This is a genomic window from Actinophytocola sp., from assembly GCF_036402745.1.
GTDB lineage: Bacteria > Actinomycetota > Actinomycetes > Mycobacteriales > Pseudonocardiaceae > Actinophytocola.
The window spans coordinates 14560-39618 of record NZ_DASWSJ010000305.1 but is presented as its reverse complement, the minus strand read 5'-3'; the positions used below and the strand labels follow the sequence as shown (position 1 = coordinate 39618).

The 25059-nt window shown below is 72.1% G+C and carries 21 protein-coding genes; 13 read left to right on the top strand and 8 right to left on the bottom strand.

Features of this window, described 5'->3' with window-relative positions; genetic code table 11:
- The 6 genes from VGD70_RS28585 to VGD70_RS28560 form a co-directional block, all read right to left on the bottom strand.
- Positions 1-204, bottom strand: a 204-nt coding sequence (locus tag VGD70_RS28585; RefSeq protein WP_331086731.1) for a MaoC/PaaZ C-terminal domain-containing protein, incomplete at its 3' end; no start/stop codon positions are given.
- A 2-nt stretch (positions 205-206) separates the two neighbouring features.
- Positions 207-1364, bottom strand: a complete 1158-nt coding sequence (locus tag VGD70_RS28580) for an acyl-CoA dehydrogenase family protein (RefSeq protein ID WP_331086729.1) — start codon at positions 1362-1364, stop codon at positions 207-209.
- Complete coding sequence (locus VGD70_RS28575; protein WP_331086727.1) at positions 1361-3325, bottom strand: biotin carboxylase N-terminal domain-containing protein; 1965 nt, start codon at positions 3323-3325, stop codon at positions 1361-1363. Before VGD70_RS28575 ends, VGD70_RS28580 begins: the two co-directional genes overlap by 4 nt.
- A 4-nt stretch (positions 3326-3329) precedes the next feature.
- Complete coding sequence (locus VGD70_RS28570) at positions 3330-4943, bottom strand: carboxyl transferase domain-containing protein (RefSeq protein ID WP_331086725.1); 1614 nt, start codon at positions 4941-4943, stop codon at positions 3330-3332.
- A gap of 139 nt (positions 4944-5082) precedes the next feature.
- Positions 5083-5886 carry an SGNH/GDSL hydrolase family protein gene (locus VGD70_RS28565; protein WP_331086723.1) on the bottom strand — a complete coding sequence of 268 codons (804 nt, stop codon included), beginning with the start codon at positions 5884-5886 and terminating at the stop codon, positions 5083-5085.
- A gap of 179 nt (positions 5887-6065) precedes the next feature.
- Entirely contained in the window at positions 6066-6833 is a 768-nt protein-coding gene (locus VGD70_RS28560; RefSeq protein ID WP_331086735.1) for an SGNH/GDSL hydrolase family protein, read from the bottom strand.
- A 186-nt stretch (positions 6834-7019) separates the two neighbouring features.
- Here VGD70_RS28560 and VGD70_RS28555 point away from each other — a divergent pair, with 186 nt between their 5' ends.
- The 4 genes from VGD70_RS28555 (at position 7020) to VGD70_RS28540 (ending at position 11262) form a co-directional block, all read left to right on the top strand.
- Positions 7020-7604, top strand: a complete 585-nt coding sequence (locus VGD70_RS28555; RefSeq protein WP_331086721.1) for a TetR/AcrR family transcriptional regulator — start codon at positions 7020-7022, stop codon at positions 7602-7604.
- Positions 7605-7704: 100 nt separating this feature from the next.
- Positions 7705-8505: an SAM-dependent methyltransferase gene (locus VGD70_RS28550; protein WP_331086719.1), complete on the top strand. Its 801-nt coding sequence runs from the start codon at positions 7705-7707 to the stop codon at positions 8503-8505.
- A 73-nt stretch (positions 8506-8578) separates the two neighbouring features.
- A complete protein-coding gene (locus VGD70_RS28545) occupies positions 8579-10729 on the top strand; it encodes a diguanylate cyclase domain-containing protein (protein WP_331086717.1) in 2151 nt (716 codons plus the stop codon).
- 20 nt (positions 10730-10749) lie between these two features.
- Positions 10750-11262 (top strand): hypothetical protein, encoded by a 513-nt coding sequence (locus tag VGD70_RS28540; RefSeq protein WP_331086715.1) that lies wholly within the window; start codon positions 10750-10752, stop codon positions 11260-11262.
- On the opposite strand, the gene VGD70_RS28535 is transcribed toward VGD70_RS28540, so the two are convergent.
- Positions 11259-11651: a glyoxalase superfamily protein gene (locus tag VGD70_RS28535; protein ID WP_331086713.1), complete on the bottom strand. Its 393-nt coding sequence runs from the start codon at positions 11649-11651 to the stop codon at positions 11259-11261. The genes VGD70_RS28540 and VGD70_RS28535 overlap by 4 nt on opposite strands.
- A gap of 56 nt (positions 11652-11707) precedes the next feature.
- On the opposite strand from VGD70_RS28535, the gene VGD70_RS28530 reads away from it, so the two are divergent.
- The 5 genes from VGD70_RS28530 (at position 11708) to VGD70_RS28510 (ending at position 16579) form a co-directional block, all read left to right on the top strand.
- Positions 11708-12061 carry a PadR family transcriptional regulator gene (locus tag VGD70_RS28530; protein WP_331086711.1) on the top strand — a complete coding sequence of 118 codons (354 nt, stop codon included), beginning with the start codon at positions 11708-11710 and terminating at the stop codon, positions 12059-12061.
- Positions 12058-12498, top strand: coding sequence for a VOC family protein (locus tag VGD70_RS28525; RefSeq protein WP_331086709.1), 441 nt, complete (start codon positions 12058-12060; stop codon positions 12496-12498). The genes VGD70_RS28530 and VGD70_RS28525 overlap by 4 nt, the downstream gene beginning before the upstream one ends.
- 86 nt (positions 12499-12584) lie before the next feature.
- The gene (locus VGD70_RS28520; RefSeq protein WP_331086707.1) at positions 12585-14129 is read left to right on the top strand and encodes a helix-turn-helix domain-containing protein; all 1545 of its coding nucleotides are present in this window, start codon (positions 12585-12587) and stop codon (positions 14127-14129) included.
- Between the two features lie 133 nt (positions 14130-14262).
- Positions 14263-15378, top strand: coding sequence for an alanine dehydrogenase (gene ald / locus VGD70_RS28515; protein ID WP_331086705.1), 1116 nt, complete (start codon positions 14263-14265; stop codon positions 15376-15378).
- An 865-nt stretch (positions 15379-16243) separates the two neighbouring features.
- Entirely contained in the window at positions 16244-16579 is a 336-nt protein-coding gene (locus tag VGD70_RS28510; protein WP_331086703.1) for a hypothetical protein, read from the top strand.
- Between the two features lie 165 nt (positions 16580-16744).
- Here VGD70_RS28510 and VGD70_RS28505 read toward each other — a convergent pair whose 3' ends face one another.
- On the bottom strand, positions 16745-17107 hold the full coding sequence (locus VGD70_RS28505; protein ID WP_331086701.1) for a MerR family transcriptional regulator: 363 nt from the start codon (positions 17105-17107) through the stop codon (positions 16745-16747).
- Positions 17108-17160: 53 nt separating this feature from the next.
- On the opposite strand from VGD70_RS28505, the gene VGD70_RS28500 reads away from it, so the two are divergent.
- The 4 genes from VGD70_RS28500 (at position 17161) to VGD70_RS28485 (ending at position 24785) form a co-directional block, all read left to right on the top strand.
- The gene (locus VGD70_RS28500; protein WP_331086700.1) at positions 17161-18537 is read left to right on the top strand and encodes an MFS transporter; all 1377 of its coding nucleotides are present in this window, start codon (positions 17161-17163) and stop codon (positions 18535-18537) included.
- A gap of 49 nt (positions 18538-18586) precedes the next feature.
- Positions 18587-19969, top strand: coding sequence for an ABC transporter ATP-binding protein (locus VGD70_RS28495; RefSeq protein ID WP_331086698.1), 1383 nt, complete (start codon positions 18587-18589; stop codon positions 19967-19969).
- Positions 19969-20874 (top strand): ABC transporter permease subunit, encoded by a 906-nt coding sequence (locus tag VGD70_RS28490; protein WP_331086696.1) that lies wholly within the window; start codon positions 19969-19971, stop codon positions 20872-20874. The genes VGD70_RS28495 and VGD70_RS28490 overlap by 1 nt, the downstream gene beginning before the upstream one ends.
- 110 nt (positions 20875-20984) lie before the next feature.
- The gene (locus VGD70_RS28485) at positions 20985-24785 is read left to right on the top strand and encodes an ABC transporter ATP-binding protein (protein WP_414638084.1); all 3801 of its coding nucleotides are present in this window, start codon (positions 20985-20987) and stop codon (positions 24783-24785) included.
- Positions 24786-25059 lie beyond the last annotated feature (274 nt).

The window sequence follows — 25059 nt, the reverse complement described above, 5'->3', positions numbered from 1 at the left end:
CATCGAGTTGACCAGGCGCTGCCGGAACGGCTCCTGCGTCTCGGCGAACGCCGCGTCCAGGTGCAGCGCCTGGGTATTCATGGTCAGCGTGGTGAACAGCACGTTGTCGGCCTCGGTGATGGTGCGCCCGGGCCGGTGCTGGTAGAGCACGCCGGTCTCGAACTCCTCGAACCACAGGCCGCGCTGGACTACGACGCGCCTCACGCTCACAGGCCCGCCTCGCGCGCGATCAGCATCAACTGCACTTCGGTTGTGCCCTCACCGATTTCGAGGATCTTGCTGTCGCGGTAGTGCCGGGCCACCGGGTACTCGTTCATGAAGCCGTAGCCGCCGAACACCTGGGTGGCGTCACGGGCGTTGTCCATCGCGGCCTCACTGGCCACCAGCTTGGCGATCGCGGCGGCCTTCTTGAACGGCTTGCCCGCCAGCATGAGCGCGGCGGCGTCGTAGTACGCGGTGCGGGCGGCGTACGCGCGGGCCTCCATCCGGGCGATCTTGAACGCGATGGCCTGGTAGGTGCCGATCGCCGCGCCGAACGCCTCGCGCTCCTTGGCATACTTGACGCACTCGTCGACGCAACCCTGGGCCGCGCCCACCGACAGCGCGGCGATGGCGATGCGGCCCTCATCGAGGATCCGCAGGAAGTTCGCGTAGCCGCGGCCGCGCTCACCCAGCAGGTTCTCCTTCGGCACCCGAACGTCGTCGAAGCTCAGCGGATGGGTGTCCGAGGCGTTCCAGCCGACCTTGTTGTACGCCGGCTCGGCGGTGAAGCCCTCCGTCGGTACCGGCACCAGGATCGTCGAGATCTCCCGCTTGCCCTGCCCGCCGCCCTGCTCCCCGGTGACCGCGGTGACGGTGACCAGCTTGGTGATGTCGGTACCCGAGTTGGTGATGAACTGCTTGGAGCCGTTGATCACCCAGTGTCCGTCGTCGAGGCGAGCGGTGGTCTTGGTGGCACCCGCATCCGTACCACCGCCGGACTCGGTCAGACCGAACGCGCCGAGCGCCTTGCCACTGGTCAGCAGTGGCAGCCACTCCTGCTTCTGCACCTCGTTGCCGAAGCGGTACACCGGCATCGCGCCCAGAGACACCCCGGCCTCCAGCGTGATGGCCACGCTCTGGTCGACCTTGCCCAGTTCCTCGAGCGCGAGGCACAAGGCGAAGTAGTCACCGCCCATGCCGCCGTACTCCTCGGGGAACGGCAGGCCGAACAACCCCATCCGGCCCATCTGGGCGACGAGGTCGTAGGGGAACTCCTCGCGCTCGTAGAAGTCGCCGATGACCGGGGCGACCTCCTCGTGCGCGAACTCCTCGACGGTCTTTCTCAGCGTCTCGTGCTCGTCGCCGAGCCTGAAGTCGATCACGACTGCTCCTCAGGTGGGGTCACCACGGCAAGGGGTTGGTTCAGCGCGACCTGTTGGCCTGCCTGCACGTTGAGCTCGGTGAGCACGCCGTCGACCGGTGCGGTGACGGTGTGCTCCATCTTCATGGCCTCGACGACGACCAGCGGCGCGCCGGCCGCGACCCGGTCGCCGACCGCGGCCTTCACGACCAGCACGGTGCCCGGCATCGGGCTGGTGACCGGGCCGCCCGCGACCGCCGCCGCGGACTCGCCCTCCAGCAGCGAGTGCTGGGCCACCGCCCAGGTGGTGCCGTTGGCCGCAAGCCAGAGGGTGTCGGTGGCCGCGTCGAGCGCGCGGCGCAACGAGGTGACCCGGCCGCCGAACGTCATCTCGAGCCGGGTGCCGGCCCGCCGGGCCGACGCGAGCACCGGCTCGCCCCCGTCCACGCTCACCTCGGCGGCGCCGGGCAGGCCGGTGACCCGCACGGTCACCTGGCGGTCGCCGCAGGCCAGCCGGAACGGGGTGCCGGCCGCGCCGCCGAGCCGCCACCCGTCGGGCACGTCCCACGGGTCGACGACGTCGCCGGCCGGCTGCAGGCCGATGAGCTCGTCGAGCGCGGCGGCGGCGAACACGAGGTCCGGCACGTCGGCCGTGACGAGCCCGGCGAGCTTGCGCTCCACCAGCCCGGTGTCCAGGCGCCCGGCCCGCACGTCCTCGTCGGCGAGGAGCGCACGCAGGAACGCCACGTTGGTGCCGACGCCGAGCACCGCGGTCTCGCCGAGCCCGGCGGAGAGCTTGCGCAGCGCGGTCTCGCGGTCCGGTCCCCACGCGATGACCTTGGCGAGCATCGGGTCGTAGCTCGAGCCGACGACGGTTCCCTCGTACAGCGCGGAGTCGACCCGCAGGCCCGCCGGCTCGGCCAGCGCGAGCACGGTGCCGCCGGTGGGCAGGAACCCGTGCGCGGGGTCCTCGGCGTAGACCCGGGCCTCGACCGCGTGCCCCCGGATGTCCACATCGGACTGCCCGAGGGCGAGCTCGTGCCCGGCGGCGACCAGGATCTGCTGCTCCACCAGGTCGATGCCGGTGACCAGCTCGGTGACGGGGTGCTCGACCTGGAGCCGGGTGTTCATCTCCATGAAGAAGAACTCGTCCGGCCGGTCGGTGGACACGATGAACTCGACGGTGCCCGCGCCCTGGTAGCCGACCGACCGGGCGGCGTCCGCCGCGGCCGCACCCATCCGCGCCCGGTCCGCCGGCGTCAGCAGCGGCGACGGCGCCTCCTCGACGATCTTCTGGTGCCGCCGCTGCAGGCTGCACTCGCGCTCGCCGAGGTGGATGACCGTGCCGTGCGCGTCGGCCAGTACCTGGATCTCGATGTGCCGGGGGTTGGTGACGAACCGCTCGACGAGCAGCGTGTCGTCGCCGAACGCGCCGCGGGCCTCGCGCCGCGCGGACTCCAGCGCGGGCCGCAGGTCCGCGGGGTCCTCCACCCGGCGCATGCCCTTGCCGCCACCGCCCGCGGACGGCTTGACCAGCACCGGGAAGCCGACCTCGGCGGCCGCCTCGACGAGGTCGTCGTCGGACATGCCGGCGAGCGAGCGGCCGGGCACCACCGGCACGCCGGCCGCGCCGACGGTCTGCTTGGCGCGGATCTTGTCGCCCATGGCCTCGATGGCGGCCGGCGGCGGCCCGACGAACACCAGGCCCGCGGCCGCGCAGGCACGCGCGAAGTCGGCGTTCTCGGCGAGGAAGCCGTAGCCGGGGTGCACCGCCTCGGCGCCGGTCTCCCGCGCGGCGGCGACGATGGCCGGGATCGACAGGTAGCTCTCGACGCGCACCGCCTCGTCGGCCTCGTGCACGTGCCGGGCACCCGCGTCGGCGTCGGTGAAGACGGCGACCGCGCGGATGCCCATGCGGGCCAGCGTGTCGTGGACGCGCACCGCGATCTCGCCGCGGTTGGCGATCAGCACCGTGGAGAACATTCCGTCACATCCTGAAGACGCCGTAGCGGACGGGTTCGAGCGGCGCGTTGCCGGCGACCGAGAGCGCGAGCCCGAGCACCTGCCGGGTGTCCGCCGGGTCGATCACGCCGTCGTCCCACAGCCGCGCGGTGGAGTAGTACGGGTTGCCCTGGTCCTCGTACTGGTGGCGGATCGGGTCCTTGAACGCCTCCTCGTCCTCGGCCGGCCACTCGCCGCCGCGGGACTCGAGCTGGTCGCGGCGCACGGTGGCCAGCACCGACGCGGCCTGCTCGCCACCCATCACCGAGATCCGCGCGTTGGGCCACATCCAGAGGAACCGGGGCTCGTAGGCCCGGCCGCACATCGAGTAGTTGCCGGCGCCGAACGAGCCGCCGATGATCACGGTGAGCTTGGGCACCCGGGCGCAGGCCACCGCGGTGACCATCTTGGCGCCGTGCTTGGCGATGCCGCTGACCTCGTAGTCGCGCCCGACCATGAACCCGGTGATGTTCTGCAGGAACACCAACGGAACCGAGCGCTGGTCGCACAGCTCGATGAAGTGCGCGCCCTTGACCGCGGACTCGCCGAACAGCACGCCGTTGTTGGCGATGATGCCGACCGGATGGCCGTGGACGCGGGCGAACCCGGTGACGAGCGTGGTGCCGTACTCCTTCTTGAACTCGCGGAACCGGCTGCCGTCGACGACCCGGGCGATCACCTCCCGCACGTCGTAGGGCGTGCGGGAGTCGGTGGGCACCACGCCGTAGAGCTGGCCGGGGTCGACGGCCGGCGCCTCGGTCGGCTCGACGCCCCACGGCCGCGGGGTGCGCGGGCCCAGCGTGGCGACGATCGAGCGGACGATCCGCAGCGCGTGCGCGTCGTCCTCGGCCAGGTGGTCGGTGACGCCCGACCGGCGGGCGTGCACGTCGCCGCCGCCGAGGTCCTCCGCGCTCACCACCTCGCCGGTGGCGGCCTTCACCAGCGGCGGGCCGCCGAGGAAGATCGTGCCCTGGTTGCGCACGATCACCGCCTCGTCGCTCATCGCCGGGACGTAGGCGCCGCCCGCCGTGCAGGACCCGAGCACGGCGGCGATCTGCGGGATGCCGCGCGCGGACATGGTGGCCTGGTTGAAGAAGATGCGCCCGAAGTGCTCGCGGTCGGGGAACACCTCGTCCTGGCGGGGCAGGAACGCGCCGCCGGAGTCGACGAGGTAGAGGCACGGGAGGTTGTTGTGCAGCGCCACCTCCTGGGCGCGCAGGTGCTTCTTGACGGTCATCGGGTAGTAGGTGCCGCCCTTGACCGTGGCGTCGTTGGCGACGATCACGCACTCGCGACCGGACACCCGGCCGACGCCGGTGATGATGCCGGCGGCCGGCGCCTCGTCGTCGTACATGCCGGTGGCGGCGAGCGGCGAGAGCTCGAGGAACGGCGAGCCGGGGTCGACGAGCGACTCCACCCGGTCGCGGGGCAGGAGCTTGCCGCGGTCCACATGGCGCTGCCGGGCCTTGTCCCCGCCGCCGAGCGCGGCCCGCGCCGACCGGTCACGCAGGTCGTCGGCCAGGGCCGTGTGCTCCTTGACGTACCGCTGGAAAGCGGGGTCGCCCGGGTCGGCCTCGCTCCGCAGGACGGGCGCGTCCATCTCGCTCCGCTCAGGTTAGTCAGCGTTAACCTACGTGCGCGATGTTAGCGGTCGCTAACCGTGCCGTCCACCCGGTCACCAGCACACACGAGCGGGCCCCGGCACAGTGCCGAGGCCCGCTCGAGTGTCCCGTGGAAGGTCAGCCGGTCACGCCGACCAGCGCGGCGTAGTAACCGCCGGACTGGCCACCCGCGGTCGGGTGGTAGGACTCGTCCACCGGCCAGGTGACGCTGTGCAGCCACCAGTCGCCGCCCGGGGCGCAGATCTCGTGCCCGGCGAAGGCCGAGCGGGCGTCGACGAAGTCGAAGCCGAACGCGCCCGCCCGGCCGGACACGACCTCGGCGAGCACGTCGGCGGACTGGTTGATCGCGGCCCGCTTGGTCTCGGACAGGCCGACCGAGCAGTCGCCGTTCAGCGTGTAGATGTGCGGGTAGCCCAGCACGACCACGCGCGCGCCCGGCGCCCGGTTGCGGATCTCGGTGTAGACGCCGTCCAGCCGGCCCGGCAGCTCGGTGCGGGCGAAGTTCTGCGCCTCCTGGTTGCGGCTCACGCAGGTGTCGTCGGAGCCGAGGTTGCAGTCGGTCATGACGTTGGCGAAGCCGGCGTCGTTGCCGCCGATGGAGATCGTGACCAGCTCGGTGTCCGGCGTGATCGCGCCGACCTGGTTGGCCAGCACGTCCGAGGTGACCGCGCCCGAGCAGGCGACGAAGGAGAACGCGGCCGGCGCGTGGGAGTTGGCCCAGAGCTGGGCATAGGCATTGGCGCTGCGTTTGCAGCCGCCACTGTCGCCATAGCTTCCGGCACCTGTTCCGGACGCGTAGGAATCACCGAGCGCGACATATTTTCCGGCCGCCACGGTGGGATCGGCCGACGCCGGCCCGGCAATTCCGACGAGGGAAAGGCAGGCGAAGACGGCGACGGCAATGGGACGAGCGAGGCGCATTTTAACCTCCGAGGGAGGGGTTCCCGACGCCCAATATCATTACCGGACCTTCACCGGACGCGGAATCGCCTCGTTAGTCGTTAACCGTTGCCAGTTGGGGTGGCCGACCGGCCCTCGGACCGGCGGCAGGAAGGCCCGGCCGCGGGGCCGGGCCTTCCTGGGTCACCCTCGAGCCTCGCTCAGGCGACGCTCTCCAGCGGGTTGTAGTAGCCGCCCCGCTGACCGGAGGCGTTCGGGTGGTAGGACTCGTCCACCGGCCAGGTGACGCTGTTGAGCCAGCGCGCACCCGAGGCGCAGATCTCGTGCCCGCCGAACGAGCTCCGGGCGTCGAGGAAGGTGAACCCGTACGCGCCCGCCCGGCCGGAGATCACCGAGGCCAGCACGTCGGCGGACTGGTTGATCGCGGCCCGCTTGGTCTCGGACAGGCCGACCGAGCAGCTCCCGTTGAGCTGGTAGATGTGCGGGTAGCCCAGCACGACCACCCGCGCGCTCGGTGCCCGGTTGCGGATCTGGGTGTACACGTTGTTCAACCGGCCGGGCAGCGTGGTGCGCGCGAAGTTCTGCGCCTCCTGGTTGCGGCTCACGCACGTGGCGTCCGAGCTGGTGTTGCAGGTCGTCATGACGTCGGCGAAGCCCGCGTCGTTGCCGCCGATGGAGATCGTCACGAGCGCGGTGTCCGACGTGACCGCGGCGACCTGGCTGTTGAGGACGTCGTTGGTCACGGCGCCGGAGCAGGCGACGAAGGAGAACGCGGACGGCCCGTTGGCGTTGGCCCAGAGCTGCGGGTAGGAGTTCGCACTGCGCTTGCAGCTACCACTGCTTCCGTAGCTGCCGGCGCCGGTGCCGGACGAGTAGGAGTCACCGAGGGCCACGTACTTGCCGGCGGCGGCCGAGGCCGGGCCGGCGAGTCCGATGACGGTCAGGGCCGCGAGGGCCACGGCGGTGATGGGACGAGCGAGGCGCACTGTTACCTCCGGGGGCAGGGTTTCCCGATGAGACAATGATCGCCCGGGACCCACCGGCTGGTAATCGTCTTCCCGGCCCTTACCTGTTGCCAGATGCGGGGCGAACGGCGCAGTCCCACCGCGCGGCCGCTGGTTAGTGGCCGCTAACCAGCGGGCTACCATGGCCGGGTGCCGACTCGCCGGGAGCAGATCCTCGCCGCCGCCGCGGAACTCTTTGCCCGGCACGGGTTTCACGGCGTGGGCATCGACGACATCGGGGCCGCCGTGGGTGTCTCCGGCCCGGCCCTGTACCGGCACTTCCGCAGCAAGGACGCGATGCTGGGCGAGATGCTCACGTCGATCAGCGAGGTCCTGCTGGCCGGCGGCCAGGAGCGCCGCGACGCGAGCGAGCCGGCCGGCGTGCTGGCCGAGCTGGTCGGTTTCCACGTCGACTTCGCGCTCGACAACCCCTCGCTGATCACCGTGCAGGAGCGCAACCTCGGCAACCTCACCGAGCCCGACCGGCGCCGGGTGCGGGCCCTGCAACGGCGCTACGTCGAGGTCTGGGTGCAGGCCATCCGGGACACCGCGCCCGCCGTGGACGAGCCCACCGCGCGGGCCGCCGCGCACGCGGTCTTCGGCCTCATCAACTCCACGCCGCACAGCCGCCACCTCGGCCGCGACGGCATGGCCACCATGCTGCGCGAGATGGCGCTGGGTGCCCTGGCCAGCACCCGGGCCGGCGAGTCGACCGGTCTGTCGACAGCCAGCTGAAACGCTTCCATTTGTTCGTCCATCCGAGTGAACCCGGCCCCGGCTGCCCTGAGTCCATTAGTAGTGTTTCGGTCACGGATCCGAAACGGAGAGGTGTACGGTGTCGCAGCAGACCAACTGGGTTCCTACCTCGGTTGACCTCGAGAAACCCAGCGCGGCCAGGGCCTACGACTACGTGCTCGGCGGAAACCACAACTTTGCCGTCGATCGCCAGTTCGTCGAGAAGTTGCTCCTGGTGCAACCGGAAGTCAAACGATTCGCGCTGATGAACCGGTCATTCATGCGCCGAGCCGTTCTGTACATGATCGACCAGGGCATTCGGCAGTTCCTGGACCTGGGCTCCGGCATCCCCACCGTGGGCAACGTCCACGAGATCGCGCAGACCGTCGACCGAACCTCGCGCGTCGTGTACGTGGACAACGAGCACGTGGCCGTGGCGCACAGCCAGCTGATCCTCGAGAACAACTCGAACGCCGCCATGGTGCACGCCGACATCGCCAAGCCCGGCCTCGTCCTCAACGACCAGGTCACCCGCGAGCTGCTCGACTTCAGTCAGCCGATCGGGATCCTCGCCATCACCATCGGTCACTACATCCTCGAGGAGCACGACCCGAACGGGGTGTTCGCCGCCTACCGCGAGGCCGTCCCGCCTGGCAGCTACCTCGCCGTCACCCACCTCACCGACGACTTCACCGAGGTGAACGAGCTGACCGAGGCGATGAAGACCTCGCAGAACGCGGTCCTCGCCCGCACGAGATCCGAGGTGCTCAGCCTCTTCGGGGACTTCGAGCTCGTCGAGCCCGGCCTGGTGACCACCTCGCAGTGGCGGCCCGAACGGGAGTCCGACGCCCGCACGGAGGCCGAGGACGGGCTCTACGCCGGCGTTGCCCGAAAGGGCTGACGGCGCGACTGGACACTCAGCGGTTCGCGCCGCTGAGTATCGTCGTGACCACAGACCGATGGACAGGAATCCCGTGCCCACCACACCTCCCCCGGTAGCCCGCCGGGAGGAGTTGGCGCGCGCCTGGACCGCGAGCGCCACATCCTCGGCCTACATCCCGCGCGCCGTCGTGGAGGTCGAGGAGCTGCTGCTCGAGCTCGTCGACCAGCTGCTCGCCTCGCTCGCCGAGGACGCCCCCACGGCGGCCACCGCCATGCGGATCGGCGCGCGGCTGGTCGACGAGGGTTTCATCGACCCCAACGCGTTGCAGGCCACCATCGACGTGCTCACCGAGGGTCTGCTGGGCGACCTCCGGCACACGCCGGACACCGAGCTCGCCAAGCGGACCGTGGCGATGCTCGGCGCGCTGTCCGCGGGCTACGCCGACGGGCTGCGCAACTACACGCTCACCCAGCAGGAACAGGTCAAGCAGGCGCTGTTCAACGCGATGGTCCGGGCCGAGCACAACCTGCGCGCGACCGAGAACCGGTTCCGCGAGGTGTTCGCGTCCTCCGCGGTCGGCATCGCCATCACCGACCTGGACGGCATGTGCATCGAGTCCAACCCGGCGCTGAGCCAGATCCTGGCCTGCCCGCCGGGTCAGCTCGCCGGCAGGATGCTGCACGAGTTCTTCCTGGGCAACGACGACCTCCCCGGCGCCCGCGGCACCCCGGGCGACGTGCGGGCCGGCTACCGGCGGGTGCTGCGGGGCGAGGCCGAGCGGGTGCACGAGCACCGCAGGCTGCGCAAGCACGACGGCGAGACCGCGTGGGTGTTCCTCGCCATCTCGCTGCTGCACGACGGGGCCGGCGCGCCGGCGTACTTCGTCACGATGGTGCAGGACATCAGCGAGCTGCAGCTGCTGCAGGACCGGCTCGGCCACCAGCTGCTCTACGACGCGCTCACCGGCCTGCCCAACCGGCAGCACTTCGAGTCCAAGCTCGAGAGCACGCTCGACCGGGCCGAGTCGGTGACGCTGTGCTTCGTCAACCTCGACGGGTTCGCCGCCACCAACAACAGCCTCGGCCACCCGTTCGGCGACCGTCTACTCAGGACGGTCGGGCAGCGGCTGGAGTCCGCGGTGGCCGGCGAGCGGGCGCTCGTGGCCCGGATCGGCGCCGACGAGTTCGCCGTGCTCATCGAGGACCGGCCGGACCTGCCCGACCTCAACCACGTGATCGACACGATCAACGGCGAGCTGGCCGAGCCGGAGTACATCGACAACCGTGGGGTCGGCGTCGGCGCCAGCATCGGCGCGGTCCGCTGCCGCACCGGCGAGATGTCCGCGGTGGAGCTGTTCCGCGCGGCGGACACCGCGCTGCGTAAGGCCAAGGCCACCGGCCGGCGGCAGTGGGCGGGCTTCCACGCGGGCGACGACGCGGCGGCCCGGCGGCGTGACGCGCGGGCCGCGGAGCTGCCCGCGGCGTGGGAGAACGGCCAGCTCACCGTGGGCTACGAGCCGGTGGTGCGGCTCGGCGCCGAGCGCACGACGGGCGCCCGGCCGGTGCTGCGCTGGGACGGCGAGGAACCGCTGGGCCACCGCGACTGCGTGGAGCTCGCCGAGCGCACCGGCATGTCCGTCCAATTGGGACCGTTGATGCTGCGCGAGGTCTGCGCCCGGCTTCCCGAGCTGCGCAAGGTGTTCCACCAGGAGACCGGCCCGCTCGCCCGGCTCCAGCTCACCCGGCTGCAGTCCGGCGACGCGGACCTCGTGCGCGCCGTACACCGCGCCATCCGCGACACCGGCGCGCCCGCGGACCTGCTGGAGATCGGGCTGGACACCACGGCCGTGCTCGACGACCACGGCGACGCGCGGGACAACCTGGAGGTGCTCACCGAGATCGGCGTGTCCACCGGCCTGTGCGGGTTCCAGGGCGGGCCGCGGGAGCTGGATCTCCTTGCCGACACCCAGGTCCACTCGGTCACCCTCGCCGCGGAGGGCGCCGGCGCGGCGGGCCGGGACACCGCGAGCCCGGTGCTGCGCGAGGAGACCGAGCGGCTCGTGCGGGCGATCGTGGCCGCTGGGCGGGAATGCTCGGTGCTGGACGTGCGCACCGAGGCCGAGGCAGGCTGGTGGGCCGCGGCCGGCGCCACCAGCGCCCAGGGCGGCGTGTTCGGCGTGGCTGTCAGCGTGGACAACCTGGCCACCCTGCCGCACCCGACCCGGCCGGTCACCGCCGGTTGAGCCCAGCTCGACCGACACTGATGGAAGATGTGGCCGTGGACCCACACTCCGACCCCGACCGGGACAGAAGGCTCGTGGACGCGGCGAGCAAGGCGCTCGCGGCGATGAACGCCGGCGCCGAGGAGGACGCGGCCGAGCGGGTCACCGCCACGTTCCGGGCGAACCCGGCAAGCGTCGAGGACGCGCAGGAGCTGATGCTGCTGTTGTTCCACGAGTGCAGCGCGATGGTCGCCGCGCTCGGGTCCGGCGGCACGGCCCCGGTGAAGATGCAGGTCTACGACAACGACGGCCAGGAGGTCCCCATCGACGAGGCGGACCCCCCGGTCCGCACCGCCGTGCGGACGCTGCTGGCCGAGGTCCACGGCGACACCGAGGCGGCCAAGACGCACATCGAGATCGCCCTGGCCAACGCGGCACCGGAAGAGATGGTGACGCTGATGGTCCAGGCCCTGCGCTGGACCATCCGGCTGTCCCACGAGTGCACCAGCCGGGACCTCCCGGTCGCCGACTGGATCACCCGCGCGCTCTCCTAGGCGTCGGACCCCCAGCGCTGGCCCAGCGCGTAGCGGGTGCCGTCCGGGTCCTCGAACATCGACCACCAGCCGAAGAACTGCTTCGACGGCGGCTCCGGGAACGACACGCCCTTCGCGGACAGCTCGCGGTAGGCGGCCTCGACGTCGTCGGCGTAGAAGAACACCGGCGAGTTCGGCACGCCGTCCCGCTCCACCCCGGCCGACCAGCCCGGCTGCCGCTTGCTCAGCACGAGCTTGGTGTTGCCGTCCGGCGTGCGCACCGAGAGCCAGCGCTCGTCCCCGTACGGGGAGTCCTCGGCCAGCTCGAAGCCCATCGTGTCGACCCAGAACTGCCTGGCCTTCTCCTGGTCGTCGACGTACAGCACGACCTGGTTGACCCCGCGGATCATGGTCCCCTCCTTATAGCCATTCCGGATATATCAATGCTGGACTGTATTGTGTGGACATGACCGAGGGCAACCCGCCACCGCTCACCCCGGCCGGCTACCAGGTGCTGCTGGCGCTCGCGGGTGGCCGGGCGCACGGCTACGCGGTGATGCGGTTCATCGACGAGGTCACCGCCGGGGCGGTCCAGCTCGGCCCCGGCACGCTGTACCGCACGATCGCCCGGCTGGTCGCCGACGGCCTGGTCGAGGAGGTCGCCGGCGGCGAGGGCGACGAGCCGCACGACGCCCGCCGGCGTAACTACCGGCTCACCGCGCTGGGCGTGGCCGCCGCCACCCGCGAGACCGAGCTGCTGGCCCGGCTCGTCGACGTGGCGGCCGGGGCGGGTCTGCTGCACCGGCGGGACACGGCGTGAGGAGCAGGGCGCACGCGCTCAGCCCGCACCTGTTCGTGCGGGACGTGACCGCCGCGATCTCCTTCTACCGCACGGCGTTCGGCGCGGTGGAGCTCTTCCGCAACGTGCTCCCGGACGGGACGGTCCTGTTCATCGAGCTCGCCGTCGGCGGCGGCCGGCTGCTGGTCAGCGAGGAGGTCCCGCGGCTGAACGCGCTGGCCCCGCCGAGCGTGGGCGGCAGCCCGGTACTCCTGCTGCTCGAGGTCGACGACGTCGACGACCTGGCCCGCCGCGCGATCTTCGCCGGTGCCACGGTCGAGATGCCGGTGCGCGAGATGTTCTTCGGCGAGCGGTACGGCATCGTCGTCGACCCGTTCGGGCACCGGTGGGCCCTGTCCACCCGCCGCGAGGAGCTGACTCCGGACGAGATCATCCGCCACACCCCACCCGACGCCTGACCCTGCTCGCCCAGTGACGTCGCCCGCCCAGTCTCGCCCGACGGGCCCGTTGGGGGGACGATCATGCCAGCGGGACGGAGGTGCGGATGATCACCGTGCAGGGTGTGGTGGACCGGGTGGGTCCGACGCTGCTGCACGTCCGGCTCGCGGGCAGGGCCACGCACGTCAGCGACGTCGTCATCGCCGAGCCCGGACGCAAGGACCAGGTCGGCGACGGCGACCTGGTCCTCGGCGTCTCGGTGCACAACGCGAAGGACGCCGTCGAGCTCGTCCGGCACTGCGGCGCGCAGGGCGCGGCGGCGGTGCTGCTCAAGCCGCCCCTCCCGGCCCGCGGCGCGGTGCGGACCGCCGCGCAGACGGCCGAGGTCGCGGTCGTCGAGGTGCACGCCGCCGCCGCGTGGGCGCAGGTCGTCTGGTTGTTGCGGTCCGTGCTCGACGCGGCGGCCGACGAGCTGGAGGGTGACCCCCGGTCGAGTGGCCTCGGCGACCTCTTCCGGCTCGCCGACGCGGCCGCGGCGGTCGTCGACGCGCCGGTGACGATCGAGGACGCCAACTCCCGCGTCCTCGCCTACTCGGCCCGCCAGGACCGCACGGACTCCGCCCGGGTGTCGACGATCATGGGCCGCCGCGTCCCGGACGACGTGCTCGCCCGGTTCCGCTCGCGGGGCGTGTTCCGGGAGCTGTCCCGCGGCCGGACGACGATCTTCGTGCCGGCGCAGCAGGATGGCACGCTGCCCCGGCTGATCGTGCCGATCCGGATGGGCGGCGAGCTGCTCGGCTCGATGTGGGCGGTGGTCACCGGGCCGGTGGCCGACGAGCGGGCGGCCGCGTTCGCCGACACCGCGCCGGTCGTCGCGCTGCACCTGCTGCGCCGCCGGGCCACCGAGGACGCCGAGCGCCGCCGGTCGGCCGAGCTGGTGAAGGCCGTGCTCGAGGGGCGGGGCAGCGTGCGGCTGGCCGCGGCGGAGCTGAACCTGGCCGACGAGCCGCACCGGGTGGTCGCGATCGCGAGCCGGGCCGACGACCCGCTCGGCGCCGAGGGCATGCGGCTCGCGCTGTGGGAGCGGATCACCGCCGGGGTCGGGCGCCGGCCGGCGGTGGCGGAGCTGCACGACGTGCTCTTCGCGGTGGTGCCGGACCGGGAGGGCGAGGGTGGCTGGCCCGCGCTGCGGGCGGCGCTGACCGACGACCGGACGCCGCCGCTGGTCGCGGCCGGGCCGGCGGTGCGGCTCGCGGACCTCGCCGGGTCGATGGCGCTGGCCGAGGAGACGTTGTCGCTGCTGCGGGCCGGGCTCCTCAGCGGGCCGGTGACCAGCCACGAGCAGGCCTGGCCGGTGCTCGTGCTGCACCGGGCGGCGGTGGCCGCGGCGGGGGCGGGCGCCACGGAGTTCGGGCCGCTGTCGGTGTTGCGCGCGCAGGACGAGGGTTCGGGCACGTCGTACGTGGACACCCTGTACGAGTGGCTGCGCCATCCCGGCGACCCGCGCGCGGCGAGCCGGTCGCTGCGGATCCACCCCAACACGCTGCGGTACCGGATGGCCAAGCTGGTCGAGCTGACCGCCGTCGACCTGGACGATCCAGACGTGCGGCTGGCCCTGCTCACCCAGCTGACGGCGTTGCGCTGGCGTTGAGCCGGGCTCCAGCAGAATTGTGCCCGTGGCACGAGCGATTGGCGTCATCCTGGTGCCCGGAGGACGATGACTATTACCCATCGTTAATCCACTGTGGTCTATAACACCCAGCTGGCCTAGTCGGGAGGAAGTCGTGAAGGTCGCCGTTCCCCGTGAGATCAAGAACCACGAATATCGCGTGGCGCTGACACCTGCGGGGGTGCACGAGCTGACGACGCACGGGCACGACGTGTTCGTGGAGGCCGGAGCCGGGGTGGGCTCGTCGATCCCGGACGAGGAGTTCCTGGCGGCCGGCGCGAAGGTGCTGGCGGCGGCGGAGGACGTGTGGGCCGAGGGTGAGCTGGTCCTCAAGGTGAAGGAGCCGATCGAGGAGGAGTACCCGCGGCTGCGGTCGGACCAGGTGCTGTTCACATACCTGCACCTGGCGGCGGACGAGGCGCTGACGAAGGCCCTGATGGCGGCCGGCACGACGGCGGTCGCGTACGAGACGGTGCAGACGCCGTCGGGCGCGCTGCCGCTGCTGGCGCCGATGTCGGAGGTGGCCGGGCGGCTCGCGCCGCAGGTGGGTGCGTACTCGCTGATGCGTCCGTCGGGTGGCCGGGGGGTCCTCCCGGGCGGGGTGCCGGGCGTGGCGCCGGCGCGCGTGGTGGTCATCGGCGGCGGCGTGGCGGGCCTGAACGCGGCGACGATCGCGCTGGGCATGGGCGCGAGCGTCCAGGTGCTGGACACGAACGTCGACCGGCTGCGCCAGATCGACCACCAGTTCCGCGGACAGGTCCGGACGATCACGTCGAACAAGTACGCGGTGGAGCAGGCCGCCCGCGAGGCCGATCTGGTGATCGGCGCGGTCCTGGTGCCGGGCGCGCGGGCGCCGAAGCTGATCAGCAACGAGCTGGTGGCGCAGCTGAAGCCGGGCAGTGTCCTGGTGGACATCGCGATCGACCAGGGTGGCTGCTTCGCCGACTCGAGGCCGACGACGCACGCGGACCCGACGTACCTCGTGCACGGCTCGGTCTTCTACTGCGTGGCGAACATGCCCGGCGCGGTGCCGAGGACGTCGACGTACGCCCTGACGAACGTCACCCTGCCGTACGCGGTCTCCCTGGCGAACCAGGGCTGGCACGAGGCGCTGAAGGCGGACGCGGCCCTGGCCCTGGGCCTGAACACGCACGCAGGCGCCCTGACGAACGCCCCGGTGGCGGACTCTCACAACCTCCCCCACACGAAGTTGACCGAATTCCTCAACTAATCAACACAAGCCCCCCAAGAGAACAAGCAACAAAGAACCCCCACCTCCCACCAAAAACCACCAGCCCCAATACGGAGACCGACGACGCGGCCCAGCCCCGCCCACCAACCGAAGACCAGAGCCCGCCCCCGCACGCGCCCGCGCACCCCCCACCCCACACAAAGCGAGCGAGCCAAGCGGAACGCGAGCGAAGCAAAGCGAAGCGAGCAAAGGGAAGCGAGCGAAGCGAAGCGGCTGGTCAACGCCCGACAGACCAGCGCCGGGTCGAGAGGAGCTCGCACCGTGGGGGTCTGGGGGGTCGCCCCCCAGGGCCGTCGAGAGGGAAGGCGCCCCGAAGGGACACCGAACAGCGGAGGTTTCGGGGGCGGCCCGCTCAACCAGCCTGGGGGTCACTGGGAGCGGGCCGCCAAGTGCAGGATATGCCGTATGTGTCGACAGCGCTGCAACCGGGGGCAGCGTTTTGCCTTTCGTACATAACGACATGGCCTCTGCATTGCCTTGTGGCTACGAAGATCGTCCGTAGCGCTACTGGCCGCGACGGCTACTCACACCTTCACTCTTCCCGGGACCCGACCCACGATCGAGTGAGTTAGCGAGCAATGGAGTGAAGCTGGCGATTACCACTTTGGTCGGGCGTTTCGCGGGCCGATGTCGTTACGGTGACTGAACCTCGCTGGTCCGTTAGCTGCAACGATCCGTTCGGCCGGGACCGCGCGTTGATGGTGTTGGTCGAGGACGAGAGAGTCGTCCTGGTGCCCCCGCCCGGAGCCGCCGCGGTGCTGTCCGCGCAGCAGGCTCGGGGGTTGGGGCTCACGCTCGACCAGGCAGCCGTCCGCGCCCAGGACCGACGGGCGGGGTGAGCGCCATGTGGCCCGGAAAGGACGACACCGTCCGCCGCGCGGTGCTGCACCGCCTCGACATGCTCGACAGGGCGGCCGGCCAGGCCGACGCGTCCACCCTGCTTCCCTTGGCCCGCACGGAGCTCCGCCGCCTCGCCGACGGGTGGCGCCTGCTCCTGCGAACCCACCGCGCCGACCCCGACGGTCGCTGTGCGGCCTGCCAGCACGGGCTCCGCGCCCGCCGCTGGCCGTGCCAGGTATGGCGCTCGGCCCACGAACAACTGATCGGCGAAGGCCTTTCGCACCGCGAGCGCACCCGCCCGCTCCGGAACCCCTTCCGCCTGCCCGATCCCACCCGCTGACCCGGCGATCAGCGCCGATCGCCCCGAGGCCGGGCTACTCACCGGCCGCCATCCCCACCGCACTACCGGCCGCCGATGGGAAGCGCACCGCCGCTGCCCCTCCGGCCCGCGCAGCACCAGCCCCCGCCGCATCGGCCGCGCTCCCAAACCCATGAACCCGAGTCGTCAGGCGTGGTTGCGGACCGCCTCCAGGTAGGTGCTGATCGCGTCGCGGTTGCGGGCCAGGCACTGGATCTTGGCGGCTATCTGCTCCCGGTGCCGTTCCAGGTCCGCGATCAGCTCCGGGGTCGCGTCCGCCACGTGGATCGAGCACGGATTGTCCAGGCACGGCAGGATCTCGCGGATGATCCGGGTCGGCACGCCCGCGTCGAGCAGCCCCCGGATCTGGGTGACCCTGCCCACCAGCAGCTCGTCGTAGTCCCGGTACCCGTTCGCGCCTCGGGACGGGCTGAGCAGGCCTTGCTCCTCGTAGTACCGCAACAACCGGGTCGCCACCCCGGTCTCCGAAGCCAGCTCCCCGATGCGCACGACCGCCTCCCACGCTTTCCTTCACACTAGTGTCAACGTTCGAGTATGGGCGCATGAGACCCACCCTGGCCGTGCTCTCGCTCGCGCAGTTCCTCATCGCCCTCGACTACTCGATCATCTACATCGCCCTGCCGAGCGTCGCGGCCGACCTCGACCTCGAGCCGTCGCTCGCGCAGTGGATCGTCAGCGCCTACGCGGTCCTCTTCGCCGGCTTCCTCGTCGTCGGCGGGCGGCTCACCGACCGGGTCGGCGCGAAACGCCTGTTCGTCGGGGCCATCGTGTTCTTCGGGGCGGCGAGCGCGGTGGGCGGGGCGGCCGGCGACGGGACCGTCCTCCTCGCGGCCCGCGGCGCCCAGGGCCTCGGCGCGGCGCTGCTGCAGCCGGCGATCATCGGGCTCATCGGCACCACCTTCCCCGCCGGCCCGGCCCGCAGCCGCGCGCTCGCCGTATGGGGCGGGGTCGGCGCGGCCGGCCTGGCCGCGGGCGCGGTGCTCGGCGGCGTCCTGACCACGGCCTCCTGGCGCCTCACCTTCGTCATCAACGTCCCGCTCACCCTCCTCTGCGCGCTCGGCGCGGCCCTCGCCGTCACGGCGAGCGGCACCACCACGGCCGACCGCATCCCGCTCCGGGCGGCCGTCCTCGGCACGGGCACCGTCCTCACCCTCGTGCTCGGCCTCACCCTCGGCGCCGACCAGGGCTGGCACGCGACCCCGACGCTGGTCAGCCTCGTCCTGGCAGTGGCGCTGTTCGGCGCGTTCCTCGGCAACGAGCGCCGCGCACCGCTGATCGAGCCGGCCCTGCGCCGGATCCGCTCGCTGCGTGCGGGCGCGGTCGCGACGGCCCTCTACATGGCCAGCGTCGGCTCCGAGTTCTACCTGCTCACGCTGCTGCTCCAGAGCATGAAGGGCTACGACGCGCTCCAGGCCGGCCTGGCCTTCGTGCCGCTCGCCGTACTGGTGACCGCCGGCAACGCGGCCGCCGGCAGGGCGGTGCGCACCCAGCACCCGGCCGTCGTCCTCGCCGCCGGGTTCGCCGCCGCCACCGCGGGCCTGCTCTGGCTCTCGCTGGCCCTGCACGGCGACTCCTACGCCGCGGACCTGCTGCCGGGCCTGCTGCTGAGCGGCTTCGGGCACGGCGTCATCTACACGGCCATGTTCATCATCGGCACCCAGGACGTGCCGGCCGGCTACCAGGGCACCGCGGGCGCGCTGCTCACGACGTCCCAGTACCTGTCCGCCGGCGTCACCGTCGCCGTGCTGACGCTGGTGCTCGGCCCGGCCCCGGACGGGGCCGCGTTCCGGGCCGCGTTCCTGGTCACGACCGTCGCCGCGGCCGCGGGACTCGCTCTCGCGGCCCGCGGCGTCAACCGCCGAACCGCCCAACACGGGGTGAACTCCTCACCAACCGGTGCGGTCCGCCCCACGGGCTGATGGCCATGCGGCAAGATGTCCGGCACAACTCGGCAGGCAGGAGGGCCCCGTGCAGGACGGTAGCGGCCGCATCGTGGTGCAGAACCTCAGTAAGAACTTCGGCCAGGTCGCGGCGGTGCAGAACCTGAGCTTCCAGGTCGAGCCGGGCTCCGTGACGGGCTTCCTCGGCCCGAACGGCGCCGGCAAGACCACGACGCTGCGCATGCTGCTCGGCCTCGTCACCCCCACCAACGGCTTCACCACGATCAACGGCCAGCCGTTCCACCAGCTCGGCAACCCCGCCCGGGTGGTCGGCGCGGTGCTGGAGGCCCAGGGCTTCCACCCGTCCCGCACCGCCCGCAACCACCTGCGGGTCTACGCGGCGGCGATGGGCGTGCCGGACAAGCGCGCGGACGAGGTGCTCAACCTCGTCGGCCTCGGCTCGGCCGGCGACCGCGGCGCGGGCGGGTTCTCGCTCGGCATGAAGCAGCGGCTGGCCCTGGCCACGGCGCTGCTCGGCGACCCGCAGGTGCTGGTGCTCGACGAGCCGGCCAACGGCCTCGACCCCGAGGGCATCGCCTGGCTGCGCACGTTCCTCAAGGCGTTCGCCAGCAGCGGCCGCACGGTGCTGATCTCCAGCCACCTGCTGGCGGAGGTCGAGCAGACCATCGACCAGGTCGTGATCATCAGCCGCGGCCAGACGATGTACTACGGCATGCTCGACGAGCTGCGGAAGTCCCAGCAGAGCCGGGTGATCGTGCAGCCGGCAGACCCGGCCGCGCTGGCCGACGCGCTGCGGGGCGCCGAGATCGGCAACATCCAGCCGATGCCCGACGGCAAGATCGCGGTCGTCGGCGCCACCGTCCAGCAGATCGGCGACGTGGCCGCGAAGGCCGGCGTCGCGCTGTACGGGGTGCAGGAGGAGAAGGCCGACCTCGAGCAGCTGTTCTTCCGGCTCACCAGCGGCCAGTACGCCGCGCCCGGCCAGGTCCCGCAGGGCCAGCTGCCGCAGGTGCCGCCCGGCGGCTTCGGCACGCCGCCCGGCGGCTACGCACAGCCGGTCCCGCAGCAGTACCAGCAGCAGCCGGCGCAGTACCAGCAGCAGCAGCCCGCTCAGTACCAGCAGCAGTACCAGCCGGGGCAGCAGTCCGGGTACCCGCCGCAGCCGCAGGGCTACCCGCCCCAGCAGCCGGCGCAGTACCAGCAGCAGCCCGGTTACGCGCCGCAGCAGGGCACCCCGCCCGGCGGCTGGGGACCGCCACCGAACACCCCACCGGATGGCTGGGGTCCACCGAGCGGGCCGCAGCAGGTCGCGCCGCAGCCGGTCCCGCAGCAGGCGCCGCCCCAGCAGGCCCCGCCGCAGCAGCAACAGGAGCCGGCACAGCAGGAACAGACCCCTCCGCCGGGCTACCAGCAGCCCGGCCAGGGCGGCGGATTCGGAGGTAACGGCTGATGGGCCGGCTGATCAAGGCGGAGTTCCGCAAGATCCTCACCACCAAGATGTGGTGGGCCATGATGATTCCCGCGTTCATCCTGGCGCTCGCGTGGGCGTGGGGCGTGTCGGCGCTGACCACCAACATCGTCGACGACGTCGCCGACGAGGCCATCCTCACCCAGTTCAACATCTCCATCGACGACCTGTCCTGGTCGGCGATCGCGCTGACCCGCAGCATGAACATCGCCACCATCTTCCCGATGATCTTCGGCGCGCTCGCGCTGGCCAGCGAGATCAGCCGGAAGACGATCACGACGAGCTTCCTGACCGCGCCGAACCGCGGCGCGCTGCTGTCGGCCAAGGCGATCACGTATGTCGCGTGGGGCCTGATCTTCGGCGTCCTGATCGCGATCGGCGCGAGCCTCGGCACGGTCATCGGCTCCGGCTCGAACTACCTGCCCTCGGGCGGCGCCTGGTTCATGATCGCGCTGTCCGGCATCCTCGGCTGCCTGCTGTGGACGCTGCTCGGCCTGGGTGTCGGGGCGCTGCTCGGCTCGCCGGTCGGCGCCCTGGTGCTGCTGCTGATCTACTCGCTGATCGTCGGTCCCATCGGCGACATCGTGATGACCGGCCTCAGCAACGGCTCCTACCTGGCCGGGTTCCTGCCCAACGGCTCGGCCAACGGGCTCACCGGCTCCACGGCCAGCCAGGTGCTGTTCAGCCAGGTGCAGGACCTGATCCTGAACGTCGGTGGCGGCGTGGTGAGCCAGTCCGACCAGGAGGGCTTCGAGGAGGTCGTGCGCGCGATCGCCGGCGCGCCGGGCGCGCTCACGCTGTGGATCAGCGGCCTGATCTTCCTGGCCTGGACCGCGATCTTCTTCTTCCTCGGGATCCTGCGGAACCGCACCCGCGACATCACGTGACGTAGGCCACCACCACGAGCGGCGCTTTCCGGGCCTTGATCGCCCGGAAGGCGCCGTTCGCGCATCCGGGGGCGACCGGGTTGTCGGTGGGGCGTCCTAACCTGGGTCTCGTGGTCGAAAACTCCCCCGGCTGGGTCCGCCGGCTCTTCGCTGCCTGCTGGCGGCATCGCCGGCTGGTCGTGCTGTCCATCGTCTCGTCGGTCATCGGTGTGGGCTTCCAGGCCGCCGGCCCGCTGCTGGTCAAGGTCGTCGTCGACGACGCGGTGGCCGGCAGCACCGCGCGGCTGGGGTGGCTCGTCGTCGCGCTGCTGCTGATGGAGCTGTCCACCTTCGTCACTGCCTTCGTGCGGCGCTACCTGGGTGGCCGGCTGGCGCTCGACGTGCAGCACGACCTGCGCCAGCAGGTGTTCGGCGCGGTGCAGCGGCTCGACGGGGCCAAGCAGGACGCGCTGCGGACCGGCCAGGTGGTGTCCCGGTCCATCACCGATCTGCAGCTGGTGCAGGGCCTGCTGATGATGGTGCCGCTGTCGATCGGCACGGTGGTGTTCGCGGTGGCCGCGCTGGGCGCGATGCTGTGGCTGTCCCCGATGCTCACGATCATCTCGCTGGTCATCACGCCGGTTGTCGCGGTCGTGGCGGTGCGCAGCAGGCAGGTGCTGTTCCCCGCGTCGTGGTCGGCCCAGCAGCGGGCCGCCGACCTCGCCCAGCATGTCGAGGAGACGGTCACTGGCGTGCGGGTCGTCAAGGGCTTCGGCCAGGAGTCCCGGGAGATCCGCCGGCTCGACAAGGCCGCCCGGCAGCTCTTCGGCGAGCGGATGCGCACGGCCGTGCTCACCTCGCGGCCCGCGGCCACGCTGGTCGCGATGCCCAGCGTGGGGCAGGTCGCGGTGCTCGCGCTCGGCGGGTTCATGGCGCTGAACGGGCAGGTCACGCTGGGCACGTTCCTGGCGTTCGCCAGCTACGTCGCCAACCTCGTCGGCCCCACCCGGCTGCTGTCGGGCCTGCTGGTCAACGTGCAGCTGGCGCGCGCTGGTGTGGAGCGGGTCTACGAGCTCATCGACTCCCACCCCACGGTCACCGACGCGCCGGACGCGGTCGACGTGCCGGCCGGTCCGGTCGACGTGCGGCTCGACGGCGTCACGTTCGGCTACACCCGCAGCGAGCCGGTGCTCGACGACATCTCGCTGTCCGTGCGGCCGGGCGAGACGCTGGCCCTGGTCGGCACCGCGGGCTCCGGCAAGTCGACGGTGTCGCTGCTCTTACCCCGGTTCTACGACGTCCACGAGGGCGCCATCACGGTGGCCGGGGTCGACATCCGCCGGCTGCGGCTGGCGTCGCTGCGCGGCACGGTCGGGGTGGTGTTCGAGGAGGCGTTCCTGTTCTCGGACACGGTCCACGCCAACATCGCCTACGGCCGGCCGGACGCCACCGGCGACGAGGTGCAGGCGGCCGCGCGGGCCGCGCAGGCCGACGGGTTCATCGCGGCGCTGCCCGACGGGTACGACACCGTCGTGGGCGAGCGCGGGCTCACGTTGTCCGGCGGGCAACGGCAGCGGGTCGCGCTGGCCCGGGCGCTGCTGTCCGACCCGCGGGTGCTGGTGCTCGACGACGCCACGTCGGCGGTCGACACGGCCACCGAGGCGGCCATCCACGACACGCTGCGCGCGGTCACCCGCGACCGCACCACGCTGCTCATCGCGCACCGCCGGTCCACGCTGGCGCTGGCCGACCGCATCGCGGTGCTCGACCGCGGCCGGGTGGTCGACACGGGCACGCACGAGGAGCTGGTCGAGCGCTGCGAGCTCTACCGCGCGCTGCTGGCCGGGCCGGGCGAGGCCATCGAGGACCCCACCCGGGTGGCCGACCTCGCGCCGGGCCCGGACGGCTGGACGCCCGCGCTGTGGCCGGACACGCTCGAGGAGGCACCCACCTCGTCGACCCGGGCCGTCGACGCCCGCATCGGCCCGCCGGGCGGCGGGGGTGCGCGGGGCGGCGGCATGGGTGGCCGCGGTGCGATGACGGGTGCGCTGTCCGGCACGCCGCCCACGCCGGAGCTGCTCGACCGGGTCGCCGCGCTGCCGCCGGCCACCGAGGAGCCCAGGCTCGACGGCGAGGACCCCACCGCGCCCGACCCCGGGTTCCGGCTGCGCAGGCTGCTGCGGCCGGTGCGCTGGATGCTGGTGCTCGTCGCGTCGCTGGTCATCTTCGACTCGATGCTCACCATCGCGTTGCCGTCGCTCGTGCGCGAGGGCGTCGACTCCGGCGTGGTCACCGGCAACACCACGGCGCTGTGGGTGGTCACGGCCATCGCCGCGGTGCTGGTGTCCTTCGTGTTCGCCGAGACGGCCGCCACCACCGTGCTCACCGCGCGGGTCGGCGAGCGGCTGCTGTACCTGCTGCGGGTGCGGAGCTATGCCCACCTGCAGCGGCTGGGGCTCGACTACTTCGAGCGCGAGATGGCCGGCCGGATCATGACCCGGATGACCACCGACGTCGACGCGCTGTCCACGTTCCTCCAGACCGGGCTGGTCAGCGCGCTGGCCTCGGTGCTCACGGTCCTGGGCATCACGGTGGCGCTGGTGGTCACCGACGTGAGCCTGGCGCTGGTGGCGCTCACCGTGCTGCCCGTCGTGATCATCGCGACGGTCATCTTCCAGCGACTGTCCACTGTGGCCTACACGCAGGCACGCGAGCAGGTCAGCGCCGTCAACGCCGACCTGCAGGAGAACGTGTCCGGGCTGCGGATCGCGCAGGCGTTCACCCGCGAGGACCACTCGGCCCGGGTCTTCGCCGAGCGCAGCGACACCTACCGGCGCACGCGCCTGCGGGCCCAGCGCTACGTGGCGACGTACTTCCCGTTCGTGGCGCTGCTGGCGGGGGTGGCCCAGGCCGCGGTCCTCGCCGTCGGCGCCGGCCGGGTGGCCGCGGGTGCGCTCACGCCGGGGATCCTGCTGGCGTTCATGCTGTACCTCAACCTGTTCTTCGCCCCGGTGCAGCAGCTGTCCGGCGTGTTCGACGGCTACCAGCAGGCGCGGGTCGGGCTCCGCCGCATCGCGGACCTCCTGCGCACGCCGAGCTCGGTCGAGCCGCCCGCCGACCCGAGCCCAGTCCCGCCCACGCTCGCGGGCGCGGTCGACCTCGTCGACGTGTCCTTCCGGTATCCCGGCACCGACACCCCGGCGCTCGACAACATCACCCTGTCGGTGTCCCCGGGCGAGACGGTGGCCCTGGTCGGCCCGACGGGTGCCGGCAAGTCCACGGTGGTCAAGCTGATCGCGCGGTTCTACGACCCCACGGCCGGCGCGGTGCTGATCGACGGCGTGGACCTGCGCGACTACGACCCGTCCGAGTACCGCCAGCGGCTGGGTGTCGTGCCGCAGGAGCCGCACCTGTTCACCGGCGACGTGGCCAGCAACGTGGCCTACGCGCACCGCCCCTCCGCCGGGAACGGCGAGGCGACCCGGGTGGAGGTCGAGTCGGCGGTGCGGTCGGTGGGCGCGCTGCCGATGGTGGCCGAACTCTCGGACGGCTTCCGCCACCAGGTGGGTGAGCGGGGTCAGGGCCTGTCGGCGGGGCAGCGCCAGCTGATCGCGCTCGCGAGGGCCGAACTGGTGCGCCCGGACGTGCTGCTGCTCGACGAGGCGACCGCGGCGCTGGACCCGGCCACGGAGTCGGTGGTCCTGGCCGCGAGTGAGCGGCTGGCCCAGCCCCGCACCACGTTCGTGGTCGCGCACCGCCTGGCCACCGCCGCGAGAGCCGACCGAATAGTCGTCCTGGACGGCGGCCGCATAGTCGAGGAGGGCACCCACACAGAACTCCTGGCCGCCGACGGCCGCTACGCAACCCTGTGGCGCCACGGCACCACCGAGCTACCCCTAACCCCCACCGAGGACGCCCCCACCCACGCCTGACCCACCCGGCCACCACCGGCCGAGGGCGCGGGCGCCGACCACGATCGCCAGCCATTCACCCCGCCGCGCCGAGCGCCAGCGACCGGCGTCGGCCACCGACGACCGTTCAAAGCTCCCGGCCGCCCGCCCAGCGAACCGGCCCCCTCGGGCCACTCCCACCGAACCCACCCCGACCGTGTCGACACGCCGAGATGATCCGGGACCGCCCGGGGTCCATTGAGCACTTCCCCGGGCGCGTGGTCTGGACCGGATGCGGGTACGGTCGGCGAAGATG